The sequence below is a fragment of the Halobacillus massiliensis genome (assembly GCF_900166625.1).
Taxonomy (GTDB): Bacteria; Bacillota; Bacilli; order Bacillales; family Halobacillaceae; genus Halobacillus_A; species Halobacillus_A massiliensis.
Genome location: NZ_LT800499.1, coordinates 1,788,024 through 1,801,262, shown reverse-complemented (window position 1 = coordinate 1,801,262; position 13,239 = coordinate 1,788,024). Strand labels below are relative to the sequence as shown.

The 13,239-nt window shown below is 40.8% G+C and carries 16 protein-coding genes and 1 other annotated feature; all 16 genes read right to left on the bottom strand.

Annotation, left to right across the window (positions count from 1 at the left end; translation table 11 throughout):
• Positions 1–177: 177 nt before the first annotated feature.
• Positions 178–750: a TVP38/TMEM64 family protein gene (locus B7E06_RS08885; RefSeq protein WP_082233635.1), complete on the bottom strand. Its 573-nt coding sequence runs from the start codon at positions 748–750 to the stop codon at positions 178–180.
• A gap of 45 nt (positions 751–795) precedes the next feature.
• Positions 796–1,062 (bottom strand): DUF1294 domain-containing protein, encoded by a 267-nt coding sequence (locus B7E06_RS08880; protein WP_082233634.1) that lies wholly within the window; start codon positions 1,060–1,062, stop codon positions 796–798.
• 64 nt (positions 1,063–1,126) lie between these two features.
• A complete protein-coding gene (gene rplT, locus B7E06_RS08875; RefSeq protein WP_082233633.1) occupies positions 1,127–1,483 on the bottom strand; it encodes a 50S ribosomal protein L20 in 357 nt (118 codons plus the stop codon).
• A gap of 34 nt (positions 1,484–1,517) precedes the next feature.
• Positions 1,518–1,715, bottom strand: coding sequence for a 50S ribosomal protein L35 (gene rpmI, locus B7E06_RS08870; protein WP_082233632.1), 198 nt, complete (start codon positions 1,713–1,715; stop codon positions 1,518–1,520).
• A 29-nt stretch (positions 1,716–1,744) separates the two neighbouring features.
• A complete protein-coding gene (gene infC / locus B7E06_RS08865) occupies positions 1,745–2,248 on the bottom strand; it encodes a translation initiation factor IF-3 (RefSeq protein ID WP_143414473.1) in 504 nt (167 codons plus the stop codon).
• A gap of 80 nt (positions 2,249–2,328) precedes the next feature.
• Positions 2,329–2,453, bottom strand: a sequence feature (ribosomal protein L20 leader region).
• A 181-nt stretch (positions 2,454–2,634) separates the two neighbouring features.
• Positions 2,635–4,584 (bottom strand): threonine--tRNA ligase, encoded by a 1,950-nt coding sequence (thrS, locus tag B7E06_RS08860; protein ID WP_082233630.1) that lies wholly within the window; start codon positions 4,582–4,584, stop codon positions 2,635–2,637.
• Between the two features lie 323 nt (positions 4,585–4,907).
• Positions 4,908–5,735, bottom strand: coding sequence for a sporulation protein YtxC (gene ytxC, locus B7E06_RS08855; protein WP_082233629.1), 828 nt, complete (start codon positions 5,733–5,735; stop codon positions 4,908–4,910).
• A 99-nt stretch (positions 5,736–5,834) separates the two neighbouring features.
• Entirely contained in the window at positions 5,835–6,767 is a 933-nt protein-coding gene (dnaI, locus tag B7E06_RS08850; protein WP_082233628.1) for a primosomal protein DnaI, read from the bottom strand.
• A gap of 14 nt (positions 6,768–6,781) precedes the next feature.
• Positions 6,782–8,122 carry a replication initiation and membrane attachment family protein gene (locus B7E06_RS08845; protein ID WP_082233627.1) on the bottom strand — a complete coding sequence of 447 codons (1,341 nt, stop codon included), beginning with the start codon at positions 8,120–8,122 and terminating at the stop codon, positions 6,782–6,784.
• Positions 8,123–8,178: 56 nt separating this feature from the next.
• The gene (nrdR, locus tag B7E06_RS08840; RefSeq protein ID WP_082233626.1) at positions 8,179–8,643 is read right to left on the bottom strand and encodes a transcriptional regulator NrdR; all 465 of its coding nucleotides are present in this window, start codon (positions 8,641–8,643) and stop codon (positions 8,179–8,181) included.
• 32 nt (positions 8,644–8,675) lie between these two features.
• Entirely contained in the window at positions 8,676–9,059 is a 384-nt protein-coding gene (locus B7E06_RS08835) for a cytosolic protein (RefSeq protein WP_245807710.1), read from the bottom strand.
• Between the two features lie 127 nt (positions 9,060–9,186).
• The gene (gene speD, locus B7E06_RS08830) at positions 9,187–9,564 is read right to left on the bottom strand and encodes an adenosylmethionine decarboxylase (RefSeq protein ID WP_082233624.1); all 378 of its coding nucleotides are present in this window, start codon (positions 9,562–9,564) and stop codon (positions 9,187–9,189) included.
• A gap of 231 nt (positions 9,565–9,795) precedes the next feature.
• Entirely contained in the window at positions 9,796–10,830 is a 1,035-nt protein-coding gene (locus B7E06_RS08825) for a glyceraldehyde-3-phosphate dehydrogenase (protein ID WP_082233623.1), read from the bottom strand.
• A gap of 309 nt (positions 10,831–11,139) precedes the next feature.
• Positions 11,140–11,739, bottom strand: coding sequence for a dephospho-CoA kinase (coaE, locus tag B7E06_RS08820; protein ID WP_082233622.1), 600 nt, complete (start codon positions 11,737–11,739; stop codon positions 11,140–11,142).
• A 12-nt stretch (positions 11,740–11,751) separates the two neighbouring features.
• On the bottom strand, positions 11,752–12,351 hold the full coding sequence (locus B7E06_RS08815) for a manganese efflux pump (RefSeq protein ID WP_082233621.1): 600 nt from the start codon (positions 12,349–12,351) through the stop codon (positions 11,752–11,754).
• A gap of 59 nt (positions 12,352–12,410) precedes the next feature.
• Positions 12,411–13,235 (bottom strand): DNA-formamidopyrimidine glycosylase, encoded by an 825-nt coding sequence (gene mutM / locus B7E06_RS08810; RefSeq protein WP_082233620.1) that lies wholly within the window; start codon positions 13,233–13,235, stop codon positions 12,411–12,413.
• Between the last annotated feature and the right edge of the window lie 4 nt (positions 13,236–13,239).

Sequence of the window (13,239 nt, the reverse complement as noted above, 5' to 3'; positions counted from 1 at the left end):
ATAAAGAGACTCCTGCCGGTAGATAGAGCTAAGGTGAACTCCACGAGTGCAAAGAGCTAGTTTACCGGCTCTCCGCTAAAAAGCGATCGATTTCCCAGCCTCTTTAAACTTTTTCAGTAAATGGAACAGTCCTTTACTTTCTAAAAAATGGCAAAAGGCCGCATGTCTGCGGCCTTTTTATCTTGCAGGCTGAAAGAAGTCATTCCAAAGAAATACTTCTGATTTTTTCCTTATGAAGAAACAGAGGACCAGCAGAAGACAGGAAGACAGGATCATAACCGGCAGAGATAAAAGGGTTATCCACTGCCCCATGGATGTATATATGAAGGCTAAAGGGAAGTTAGTAACAACTGAAGACTTCATGTAATCTTTAAAGTCGGCAGTAATCTGAATAAGACAATAAGACAAAAAATGAAAATGAATAAATGGAATAAGACGAAGAATGGCCACTTGCTTCACAGTGAGACGAGACTTTTTTTTCATCCATTTCTTATACAATATTTGAAGTTTTTTAAATCCAGATGGCAGCATATGGGTCATACGGTAAAAAAGAATGCTTGAGAGCACTGTGCCTATAACGGAATAGGCTGTTCCGGCAATCGGTCCAAACAGAATTCCTCCGGTTATGCAAAGCAAAATAACAGGAAGAAATAAAAAAGGACGGAGTAAATGGATAACAATAAACAGCAGAGGGGCCCAATATCCTTGGTGTTCAATCCATGTAAGCAGGGTAGCAGAAGCTTCGCTCATGCCCTTCACACCTCCTGCCTACAGGATATGTCGGATTTTCACTTTTTAGAACCAATTCATCGTCGAAAGCATGTAAAGCTGCGCAACTGCCACTAGAGGCATCCCTATTACAAAAGATACATGCTTCGTTTTATGACGGAACACATACATCCCTAAGAACCCCCCAGCTGCCCCTCCAGCAGCAGCAAGAAGCCAGAAAGTTTTTTCGCTTACTCTCCACTTCCCTTCCCGAGCCCTCTTTTTGTCATAGCCCATTAGGAAAAATTCAAAGAGGCTTACTATTAATAAATATAAAATAACGATCAGTTCCACAGCCTACGTCTCCTTCGATGATCTAAAAAAGCCATTTCCTACCGAACGGAAATGGCTTCTTTCATTATTTAAGTGCTGATTTAGCTTGTTCAGCCAGGCTTGCAAAACCTTTTTGATCATTAACAGCAAGATCAGCTAGCATCTTACGGTTAACTTCGATACCAGAAAGCTTAAGTCCGTGCATTAGGCGGCTGTAGGAAATGTCATTAAGACGGGCAGCTGCATTAATACGAGCGATCCAAAGCTTACGGAAGTCGCGCTTTTTCTGACGACGGTCACGGTAAGCATACTGACCTGATTTCATTACTTGTTGTTTAGCTGTTTTAAATAGAGCGTGCTTTGAACCATAATAACCTTTTGCTAGTTTAAGAACACGGTTACGACGTTTACGTGTTACTGTTCCACCTTTAACTCGTGGCATTGGAATTCCCTCCTATTTGAATCTTCATTCTAATTTATTTTTTTGGAAGCATGTGTTTGATACGACGGAAATCTCCAGCAGATACTAGAGTAGCTTTACGAAGCTTACGTTTCTGCTTAGTAGATTTGTTAGCAAACAAGTGGCTTGTGAACGCATGGGAGCGTTTCACCTTTCCGTTACCTGTCTTTTTAAAACGTTTTTGAGAACCTTTGTGGGTTTTCATTTTAGGCATAACAAATTTCCTCCTTCAGCTGATTTCGATTACTTCTCTCCAATAGGAGAAAGCATCATAAACATGTTTCGACCTTCCATTTTAGGCTTGGTCTCAATAGTAGCAATGTCCTTGCACTCTTCGGCCAGGCGGTCAAGAACTCTCTGTCCAAGTTCTTTGTGGGTAATCGCACGTCCGCGGAAACGAACAGATGCTTTTACTTTATCGCCTTTATCTAGGAATTTCCGTGCGTTACGAAGCTTCGTATTGAAATCATGTTCTTCAATTCCAGGACTCAGACGAACTTCTTTAATTTTAATAGTCGTCTGGTTCTTACGAGCTTCTTTGTCTTTCTTTTGCTGCTCATAGCGGTATTTCCCATAGTCCATGATACGGCACACCGGAGGCTTAGCATTTGGTGCTACCATAACAAGATCAAGATTCGCATTTGCAGCGATATCAAGTGCTTCGTTTTTTGATTTAACACCGAGCTGTTCACCGTTTACATCAATGAGCCGCACCTCACGTGCACGAATTTTCTCATTAACATTCATGTTATCTTTGCTAATAACTAGCCACCTCCAACTTATATTAGAAACCTTTTATAAGATCCGTCATCGACAAGTCTTTTTATCCCATAAAAAAAGCGCAGGTACATACTGCACCCACACGTCTCCTATAAAACATAAAAGGATTAGTAACCTGCCAACAGCTCGTAAGCGTCGATCAGGTGAGAAGCGGGTGCTTCTTCTTGTCTCAGATCCGTTCATTCAGTTACCTAAATAATAGTAGCATGCATCACCTGTATGTGTCAACCATTTATTAATTAGGAAAAGCTACCTGTATGATAATAAACGAAAGCAGGCATAAAATCAAGAGGGTTTAATAAAAAATACGTCCTGTAATAAAGAAAGCTGCCGAAAAATCGGCAGCTCCTTCCTTACTTGTTTAACAGCTTTTGATCAATTTCATTTTTTATTTCTTTTATAAAATCATCTACAGCCTTTGTTTCAGAGTTCTTTTGACTATATCGTCTTACATTGACGGCACGGTCTTCAATTTCACGGTCTCCGACCACAAGGGCGAATGGTATTTTTTCTGTCTGAGTTTCTCGAATCTTATATCCGATCTTCTCATCCCGCTCATCTACTTCGACTCGTACTCCTGCTTCTCTCAGTTCATCTTTGAGCTGTTTCGCATAGTCTAAATGGACTTCTGCAGAAACAGGAATAATCCTAGCCTGAACAGGCGCTAACCAAGTTGGGAAAGCCCCTTTATATTCTTCAAGAAGAAAGGCTACAAAGCGTTCCATTGTAGAAACGACTCCACGGTGAATAACTACTGGACGATGATCCTTACCATCTTCACCGACATAAGTGAGATCAAAGCGTTCTGGAAGGTGGAAGTCCAGCTGTACAGTAGAAAGCGTTTCGTCTTTTCCTAAGGCTGTTTTCACTTGCACGTCAAGCTTAGGTCCATAAAATGCTGCTTCACCTTCAGCCTCGACGTATTCAAGCTTCATATCTTCCATTGTTTCCTTCAGCATAGCCTGGGCTTTATTCCACATTTCATCATTATCCACATATTTCTCTTTATCTGCAGGATCCCGGTAAGAAAGACGGAAGTAGTAATCCTCGATTCCGAAATCACGGTAAACATGCTGAATGAGCTTTACTACACGCTTGAATTCGTCTTTTAATTGGTCGGGACGAGCGAAAATGTGGGCATCGTTTAACGTCATCGCCCGTACTCTTTGAAGACCAGCTAAAGCCCCTGACATTTCATGTCGATGCATAGTTCCTAATTCAGCGATACGGACAGGAAGGTTCCGGTAGCTGTAATACTGATTTTTATATACCATCATATGGTGAGGACAGTTCATCGGTCGCAATACCAGGTCTTCATTGTCCATTTCAAGCGTCGGGAACATATCATCTTTATAGTGATCCCAGTGGCCGCTTGTTTTATACAGCTCCACACTTCCCAATATCGGAGTATATACATGGTCGTAGCCCAGGCGTTCTTCTGTGTCGACGATATACCTTTCGATATTGCGGCGGATTGTGGCTCCTTTTGGAAGCCATAAAGGCAGCCCCTGGCCTACCTTTTGGTTGACTGTAAAGATGCCCAGTTCTTTACCAAGCTTACGGTGGTCGCGCTCTTTCGCTTCCTCACGCATTTTAATATACTCATCAAGATGCGCCTGCTTTTCAAAAGCTGTTCCGTAAATACGCTGAAGCATTTTATTGTTGCTGTCACCTCTCCAGTAAGCCCCGGAGATATTAAGCAGTTTAAAGATTTTTATTTTACTAGTTTGAGGAACGTGAACTCCCCGGCATAGATCGAAAAATTCTCCTTGCTTATAAATTGTCAGTGTTTCACCTTCAGGAATATCATCAATCAATTCAATTTTCAGTTCATCACCAATTTCTTTGTACTTTTCAATGGCTTCTTCTCTTGAAAGCTCAATTCTTTCCACTTCCAGGTTTTCATCAACGATCCGCTGCATTTCCTTTTCGATCTTTGGAAGATCTTCTGGTGTCAACGACTCCTCCATATCAATATCGTAATAGAAGCCATTTTCAATAACAGGACCTACACCAAGCTTTACATTTCCATAAAGCCGCTTAACTGCTTGTGCCATCAAGTGAGCCGTAGAATGACGAAGCACTTCAAGCCCTTCTGGATTTTTATACGTTAAAATTTCAATAACCCCGTCCTCTTCAATGGGACGGCGTAAATCATAAGGCTCTCCATCAAGCTTTATTGCAAGGGCCTGTTTTTTTAAGCCCGGAGAAATAGACTGTGCAATTTCCTCTCCTGTGGTTCCTTTATTAAATTCTTTCTTATTTCCATCAGGAAACTTTATTTGAATAGCTTCTTCTGCCATAGTTCCTCACTCCTTATTTAAAATAAAAAATAAAAACGCCCGCCCCTTAGTTTCAATACTAAGGGACGAGCGTTGTCACTCGTGGTTCCACCCAAATTCCCGCTTTTTAAGCGGCTTCATTCGTCCTTAACGCGGATAATACGCTGTCCATTACTAGATCTTCGTTCACGAACAGTGCTCCGAGGTGGTAAACATCCAAGCCGTCAAGAAGGAGCTTTCAGCCGATGGCCCCTCTCTCTACTCATGCGTCACTTCATGTTCTTGTCCTCATCTAAGCCCTAATATTAAATATGTAGGTATTATAGCCGGATTTCTTAAAGAAATCAAGCTTTTAGAAAAGGAAAATGAGAAAGTGGCTTCCAAACTGCTTTTTCTTCAAAAATATTCATCAGCAGCTCAAGCTTCGCTTCACCCTGGCGATCGGAATAGATAATGAGTTCTTCTGGTGAATAAATAAGCGCAGGAAGAATCCCCCAATCGGCAGGAAGGTTTTGAATGAAAGGGTCAGGATGCGACTTTAAATAGTTCAATAGTTCCCCGCGTCTCACTTCATTACCTTCTGAGTAAAAATAACGAACTTTTTCATCGTGAACCACATGTAGCAAATGTACGCCCGTATCATTATGATTGACCCGTCGGCGCCACGAATCGACCATCATCTGATGAGCTTCTTCCAGCTTATATTCATCAAGAAGTTTTTCAGTAAAGTCCAATAGATCATGATAAACATACTCCAGGCACTCTGCTGATATTTCATCAAATTTGATGTCTTCCTTCTCAAGGACAGATTTTCTGACAAACCGCTCGACATGAAGGTTAATTGGTGGAAGCACAACCCCTTCTGGAGGGGCTTCTTTAATTTTAGCGGATAATCTGATAACCCTTTCGATCTCGTCTATATCTTCATAATAAAACCGATGACGGAGTATTCCTTCCATCCACGCGTTTAGCTTTCTGCGGCATAAGATGTTTGAAATTGCCCGGCTCACTCTTGGTGCAATATTTTTCTGCGATTCATATACTTCGACACTCCAGCTGCCTTTATCTTTTTTAATTTCGCCGTTTAATGGCTGCCGGCTACTGGTATCAAATAGAAACTGATAAAATAAGAATGCCTCTTTACGGTTTGAGAACTGAACACAGACCAACATCACTTCCTCCTCACCACAACGTGTAAAGCCTGTCCATTCTGTATGGAATGGAGCTAACCTTGTACTTTATACATATGTGGAGATTAAAAAAACATGACCTTATCCGCGGCGATTCTTTCCGTAAACGGGTACAGCTTCACTCAGCTGTCTAATTCTTTCTGTAATCCGCTTCGCCTTTACCTGCTCCACATCTCCTCGGCTGCTCGTCATAAATATTTTTTCCAGCTCATCAAGTTTATAGTTGGAAGTAAAAAATGTCGGCAGTCTTTCCATCATGCGATATTGAAGAATGGAACCTAACACTTCATCCCTGAACCAGGCGGATTGGGATTCTGCACCAATGTCATCGAGCATTAATACAGGTGTTGTTTTAAAAGCTTCAATTTTATCGTTCATCGAATCATCTTTAATAGAGGCTTTAATTTCCCGTACAAATTCCGGCATGTAAATAACCATGGAGGCAATTTGCTTTTTGCTTAGCTCGTTTGCAATTACTCCAAGAAAATACGTTTTTCCTACACCGAAAGGACCGCAATAATACAGCCCTTTACTCGGCAGCTCATCGCCAATTGATTCCAGATATCGAACAGTCTGCATTACAGCCTCACCTCTATCTGGGTCCTCAACATCCAGCCTGTCGAGAGTGGCTTCAAGTGTCTCCCGCGGAATATGAAGACTTCTAATCAGGGATTGCTGCTTTCTTTGTTGTTCAAGCCGCTGTTCTCTAGGACAGACGTTGTATAGTAGTTTAAGTTCCGTTCCATCCACAGTAACTTCAGGCGTATATCCCGGTAAAATATTGATACATTCTTCACGCGATGGACATTTTTCACAAGCTTTTGACTGTGTTTGATATTCATAAAACTTAATCAGCTGATTTTCTACAGCCTCTTTTGTTAACGAGGGATAGTCTTTCATAAGCTGCTGAACTTCTGGGTCGTTTAAAACCGACTGTTTTATATTTTTTAAACGCTTTTGGAAATCTGTACGGCTATTCATCCACTTCTTAAGCGATGACTGAATAGGCTCCATATGCTGACACCTCCTTACATTTCCTTATTATTGCCAGATAGCCTACGGATTCTCTCAGCAATATCATTTGTATCAAAGGATGCACCAACAACCTGCTCCTGCTCTCTTTTTTCATCCTGTTTCTTAAACCATTCTGGAATGACCTCTTTACTCTGCTGCTTGCGGTAAGATGAGCGCTGCCTGCCCCATTGCTGATATTTCTGATGCTCAGCTTTTGCTAAATTCATCGCCTGTCGAACCGTAGTAACATTTTTTCTTGTCCAGTGACTTGCAATCTTTTCAAGATAAGGTTTAGAGAGTTTCATATCCGTTTTTAAAAGAACATAGTGCACAAGGACATTCATTACCCCCGGCGTCAGCCCTTGCTCTGTCATTACATCACGAATCATGCGCAGATCTCCGTCTGCTGCCTGGTTACCGTTAGATACATCTTCCAGAAGTTCTTTAGGAGAAATCCGCTCTAGCATTTGGACGAACTGCTCTTCCTTGCTTAAGGGCTTGTCAGCTGACTGGACCGCTGCTTTTTCCCTGCTGTTTTCTGTATCAGCAGTAGATTTATTCTTTTTCATGAAATCATGGCATGCTGACTTGAACTCTTCGACATCCAGCTCATTTTCATCGTTAATTGCCCATGTAAGAGCCTTTTCTATTTCAGTAGTGGACAAGTTATAGAGGGCAGCCAGCTGAACAATCAATTTTTTGTTAATACCACTAAGTATTTTGCTGGAAGGATACATCCGCTGTTTTAATGCATCCTCAAGCCACGTAAAATCTATGCGATTGTTCAGAACGATCGGTCCCTTTGCAGGTGTTACCTTCTGAGAAGAAGCGATATCCTCCTCGCTCGATGCAGGAAGCCCCTGATGAAATATTTCCTCAAAGCTGGCTGTCATCTCTTTAAACCCATCATAAGAGGTTTCTGCTCTTTGAAATCTCATCTTAAGTTGTGTGGATTTATCCTTGCCAATTTCGTGCTGAAGCAATAGTGACAGAAACGTATCTTTGAAAAACTCCTCAGGAGAAAATGGAGGACAAATTTCATATATATATTCTCTATTCTCTTGCTGGCTGACATACGTCTTTAGCAAACCAATTGCTTCAAGCATTCTTCGCGCATTATAAAATTTATCCAACGGAATAGATAAATAGGTCATCAAGGTATGGTGGGACTGCTTTTGAACCTCTTTATTCGTCTCATACTCACTGCATAAGAATTGGTAGATAGAAATCGGCAATTGGCCTAAAATCGGCTGGTATAAGTGGGTAAGTGCCACCTGATCATCCTTCGGTGTCACCCCTGATTTTGTAATGATGAAACCATCGACCGGAAGTATCTTTCCTATTGATGAATCCATTTAGGGCCCCCCTTTCTCTCAAGCATTTAAAAAAGAAAATGAGCCGAAGAAGGGGCTCATTCTTTTTCTTCATGCTTAATTAATTCTTTTAGTTCATCTATAAATACATTAATATCTTTAAATTGACGGTAAACAGACGCAAATCGAACATAAGCGACCTCATCAATTCCAGACAAGTGACCCATCACCATTTCCCCGATATCCTTGCTTTTCACTTCAGATACTCCACGGTTTCGCAACTCTTTCTCGATATCCTGTGTTACCTTTTCCAGTTCTTCAACAGCTACCGGCCGTTTTTCACAAGCTCGGATTAATCCACGCATCAGTTTTTCCCGACTAAACTCTTCGCGTGTTCCTTCCTTTTTCACAACAATTAACGGAACCTCTTCCAGACGCTCAAAAGTTGTATAACGGAATTCGCATTTTTCGCATTCCCGTCGTCTCCGGATGGCATGTCCATCCTCTATCGGTCTGGAATCTAACACGCGCGTACTTTTATAGTGGCAATTCGGACACTTCAAAGTTAATCATCTCCACATATCTTTTTCTATATCTATCTTCTTTTCTCGAGTTTAGTGAACTGGCGGTTTAGCTTATTGTATGCCTCAACAACTAAATTATGGCTGAAACCAAAATCAACCGGGCCGCCTGAATCAGTCGTTACTGAAAAATCAACGGCCGTTTCAAATGGACGTACCATAATTACCGTAGCAACTACAAACGCCTTACGCTTTCCTTTGTAATTTATAGATATTTCGCCACGTTCTTTAGAAACTGCAGCTTTTTCTGATGGCGGGGGAAATAGAGATTCGACTGCATGAAACACTTCATCTCTCTTCGCTTTGTAGTAATGAGTCACCAGCTCCGGATCTTTATGTGTTTCACTTGTCTCGGTATGATTACTAAAGTATTTTGAAAAAAACTGTTTCAATGACATAACCCCTTACGAAAATTCGACATGATCTGTTTTTATTTTAACACGTTTTACTAAAAAGAAAAGTAAGGGAAAAAAGCAAAGATAAAAAAATCACACAGGTTTCTCCCTGTGTGATTTAAATCTGAATTTATAAAGCGCGCGACTGCTGAACTTCTACCGGTCCCATCCCTCTCGGTACTTCAACCGTTTCATTTCTTCCAGCTTCAAGAGCATCAACAATAAACTGTGCAGCTACGTTTGGATCTATACGATCGCCGCAAGTATAAACATCTATACTTGCATATCCATGCTCAGGGAAACTGTGAATCGTTAAGTGAGATTCTGAAATGATAACAACTCCGCTTACTCCGTGTGGAGCAAATTTATGAAAAGCAACTTCACGCACTTCAGCGCCTGCTTTAAGAGCGGCGTCCACAAAAACTTGTTCAATATACGTCATATCATTTAATTTATCTTCATTACAATCCCATAGTTCGGCAATTACATGTCTTCCCATTGTATCCATCGAGGATCCCCCTTTTTGTACAGTGACTAATTTTGCCTTCTGAATAAACAGACATGTACTACCACGGGGGAAAGTTAGTCCTAAGAGGTCCTAACCCTTTGAGCAGACATGAAGAAGCAGTATTCAGAAGTTCAAAAAAAGTATATACGGTTTATCCTGTTTTTGCAAGAAACTTTTACTTTCGGGTCGATGGTGATCATTATAAGACACAACGGGAATAATTTCTAGTAATTAAGATACTTTAGCCGGTTTTTCCTGTTTTAAAAACTTCCCCACATGTTTTGCCAGGTCGACAACTCTGCAGGAATATCCCCACTCATTATCATACCATGCTAAGACTTTTACTTTTCTGTCGCCCATCACCTGAGTGGATAAACCATCAACTATAGCAGAAGCGGGAGAAGTCGTGTAATCAACAGAAACTAAAGGTTCATCGCTGAACTCAATAAAACCTTTCATTTCTCCTTTACTTACATGTTTAAAGGCTTGATTTACTTGTTCTTCACTTACGTCTTTTTTCACGTCCACTACTAAATCGACTAGAGAAACATTAGGAGTAGGAACTCTTAGCGCCATACCATTAAGCTTTCCTTTTACTGAAGGGATCACTTCCCCGAGCGCTTTAGCAGCTCCCGTAGATGTAGGAATAATAGACTGGGTACATCCACGCGCCCTGCGTAAATCCTTATGAGGGTTATCTAAATTTTTCTGATCATTTGTAAAGGCATGGACTGTGGTCATAAGACCATTTTCGATTCCAAAATGGTCTTCAAGTACTTTAACAACAGGAGCTAAGCAGTTAGTCGTGCAGGATGCATTTGAGATGACATCATGTTCTTCAGGATTATAAACATCTTCATTAACTCCCATTACAATGGTTGCATCTACGGATTTACCTGGAGCTGTAATGATTACCTTCTTAGCTCCTGATTGTATATGAAGGGATGCTTCTTCCCCTGTATTAAACTTACCTGTAGCTTCAATGACAATATCAATATTTAGCTCTTTCCAAGGAAGTTCTAATGGATTCCTTGTAGAACAAAGCTGTACCGTTTTACCATTTATGATTAATCCGTTTTCGACCGGTTCAATTTCCCCATCAAATCTTCCATGAACACTATCATATTTAAGCAAATGTGCTATCGTTTCAGGAGGATAACTTGCATTAACGGCTACAAGCTCGATGGATTCATCGAGAACCGCCTTCCTAAAGACCATTCTCCCTATTCTCCCTAGACCATTAATAGCTATTCTTGTTTTCTCCATAAGACAAGCCTCCTATATGTGATATACCCTTAAATCATTTTTCAGAATTAGTATAACACATTGGTAACGCTTTTGTAGCCTATTTTATAAAAAAGGTTTGTGAACAAAATGTGGCAGAATAAACCTTAGTTCAGGCTTAAAAACATCCTCTCCATCCTGTAATAATAGGCGTCTCCAATGATAAGCATTTTCTAACTTAAGATTTAAACAAAAAGATGGCCGTCTTCCTGTGAAGGCTAATCACTCTCAAGCGATAAAAGTGTTAATCGAAAAAAAAGAAGATGATAAAGTCTACGCTTTATCATCTTCTTAAATGACTTCCCATTCGGTAAGTATATTTTTCAGCTGTTCAAAACTTTGTTCACGAGTCCCGCTATTATCAATTACAGCATCTGCCCACTCTGCTTTTTGAGAGGCTGCAATTTGTGACTGAATGCGTTCTAAGGCTTCAGCTTCTTCTGACCCATCTCTTTCCATCAACCGATTCAACTGTGTACTTGAGTCCGCATAAACCACCAGAGTTCTGTCGACATAATCCGTTAGTTTACTTTCAAATAATAATGGAATATCAAGAACGACCGCTTTTACACCGCTCTTTAAATAGTCGTCTCTTTCTCTCTTCATTTCTTTTCTGACTTCAGGATGGACAATTCCATTAAGAATCTTTCTTTTTCCTTCATCTCTAAAAATAATGTTGCCAAGTTCTTTTCGGTTAATGGTTCGATCTTCATGCAAAATATCATCACCAAATTGTTCCACAATTTTGTTGTACGCTCGTTCTCCAGGCAAGACAACTTTCCTTGAAATAATATCAGCATCCACTATGGGAATATTAAATTGCTTAATCATTTGGGAAATTGTACTTTTTCCTGTAGCAATACTGCCTGTTAAACCAATGACTATACTCAAATACCTGCCTCCTTAGAAGATTTTTATAATCCCTATTAATATTAATAATATCCCCGGCAGAAATGAAAGAAACCCGAGCTTATTCCTGAGCTTCGCCCCGCACTTAAGTCCACCAAACAGCATAGCGCTTGTCAGTAAAAAAATTAATGCAGCCGTCGTAAGAGGTGGAACCCCAATAAAGACACCACTGATACCTGCTCCGATCGTATCCAGAGATAAAGCAATTCCGAGGATAAAAACTTCTTTTCCTTTAATTCCTCCTGAACGGTCGATATCAGCCGTTTCCGGTGCTTGCAGTATCTGTGCCGGCTGCTTCCAAATCGTCTTTTCACCTTCACCTTGGTCCGATCGAAAGTTATTAATTAAAAAGAGGACCCCAAGAACGATAAACGCTATCGCTCCAAGGCGCTCAAAAAAATCAGCGTCTACAACTGGAAGAAGCAAAAATCCTGCCATTGCTGAGCATAGAAAGAATAGTCCTGACAGACTCGCTATGGCCAGTACGGCTCTATTTGAAAGCAGGATCCCTTTCATTCCAATAATGCACCCGATCCCAAAGCTGTCCATACTTACAGCCATAACAAACAAGAAAAGAAAAATTGCAGTCCCCATCTATTTCACCTCAGCTATTTGAATGTGAGATAGTATATGGGCTGCTTTCTCTTTTTGTGTCAGACCTGGCAGTCAGGACAAATATGAGTCCCCCGGCCGCTGACTTTCAGCTTTACAATAGGTGTCCCGCATCCCGGGCACTCCGTATTTTCTTTGCCGTAAACGTTCAGCTTCTGCTGAAACATTCCCATTTCCCCTTGTCCGTTTAAATAAGTACGAATGGTTGTTCCACCTTGCTCAACAGCTTCTAAAATCGTTTCAATACTTTTCTCCCTAACCTGCTCTGCTTCCTCACGAGTCAGATCTTTTGCTGTCCGCTCGGGGTGAATGCGTGCACGAAATAGAGCTTCGTCTACATAAATATTCCCTAGGCCTGCAACAATGGATTGGTCCAGTAAGACGGCTTTTATGTTTCGGGTCGTTTTTTGCAGTTTTTCTAAAAAATAGTCAATTGTAAAAGCAGGAGCAAAGGGATCAGGACCTAATTGATTTAATGGCTTCTCCTGCCCTTCTTCTCCTTTGTTAAATAAATGCATCGTTCCAAATTTGCGTACATCATTGTATCGCAGCTCTGTTCCATCGGTAAAATGAAAAACGACGTGGGTATGCTTCGCTCGTGGCTCTGAGCCTTCATAAAGTCCGAATTTCCCTTCCATACGAAGGTGTGAAACCATCGTAATGTCAGTCATTTTAAAGATAAGGAACTTTCCCTGCCGCATAATATCCTGCAATTTCTGGCCAATCAGCAAGCTTTTGAAAATCTCAGGATCCTGCGGTTTCTTAATGATATTTCCCCAGAAAATGGATACGTCTTTTATTTCTTTATCTAAAACCAACGTTTTTAAAGTTTTTCTTACGGTTTCAACTTCCGGTAATTCCGGCATTCTT

What these genes read in the sequence shown, in the direction of transcription:
- B7E06_RS08885 (WP_082233635.1), bottom strand. Translation starts at nt 750, where the DNA reads ATGAGCGAAGCTTCTGCTACCCTGCTTACATGGATTGAACACCAAGGA.
- rplT (WP_082233633.1), bottom strand. Translation starts at nt 1,483, where the DNA reads ATGCCACGAGTTAAAGGTGGAACAGTAACACGTAAACGTCGTAACCGT.
- rpmI (WP_082233632.1), bottom strand. Translation starts at nt 1,715, where the DNA reads ATGCCTAAAATGAAAACCCACAAAGGTTCTCAAAAACGTTTTAAAAAG.
- infC (WP_143414473.1), bottom strand. Translation starts at nt 2,248, where the DNA reads ATGAATGTTAATGAGAAAATTCGTGCACGTGAGGTGCGGCTCATTGAT.
- thrS (WP_082233630.1), bottom strand. Translation starts at nt 4,584, where the DNA reads ATGGCAGAAGAAGCTATTCAAATAAAGTTTCCTGATGGAAATAAGAAA.
- ytxC (WP_082233629.1), bottom strand. Translation starts at nt 5,735, where the DNA reads ATGTTGGTCTGTGTTCAGTTCTCAAACCGTAAAGAGGCATTCTTATTT.
- dnaI (WP_082233628.1), bottom strand. Translation starts at nt 6,767, where the DNA reads ATGGAGCCTATTCAGTCATCGCTTAAGAAGTGGATGAATAGCCGTACA.
- B7E06_RS08845 (WP_082233627.1), bottom strand. Translation starts at nt 8,122, where the DNA reads ATGGATTCATCAATAGGAAAGATACTTCCGGTCGATGGTTTCATCATT.
- B7E06_RS08835 (WP_245807710.1), bottom strand. Translation starts at nt 9,059, where the DNA reads ATGTCATTGAAACAGTTTTTTTCAAAATACTTTAGTAATCATACCGAG.
- speD (WP_082233624.1), bottom strand. Translation starts at nt 9,564, where the DNA reads ATGGATACAATGGGAAGACATGTAATTGCCGAACTATGGGATTGTAAT.
- B7E06_RS08825 (WP_082233623.1), bottom strand. Translation starts at nt 10,830, where the DNA reads ATGGAGAAAACAAGAATAGCTATTAATGGTCTAGGGAGAATAGGGAGA.
- B7E06_RS08815 (WP_082233621.1), bottom strand. Translation starts at nt 12,351, where the DNA reads ATGGGGACTGCAATTTTTCTTTTCTTGTTTGTTATGGCTGTAAGTATG.
- mutM (WP_082233620.1), bottom strand. Translation starts at nt 13,235, where the DNA reads ATGCCGGAATTACCGGAAGTTGAAACCGTAAGAAAAACTTTAAAAACG.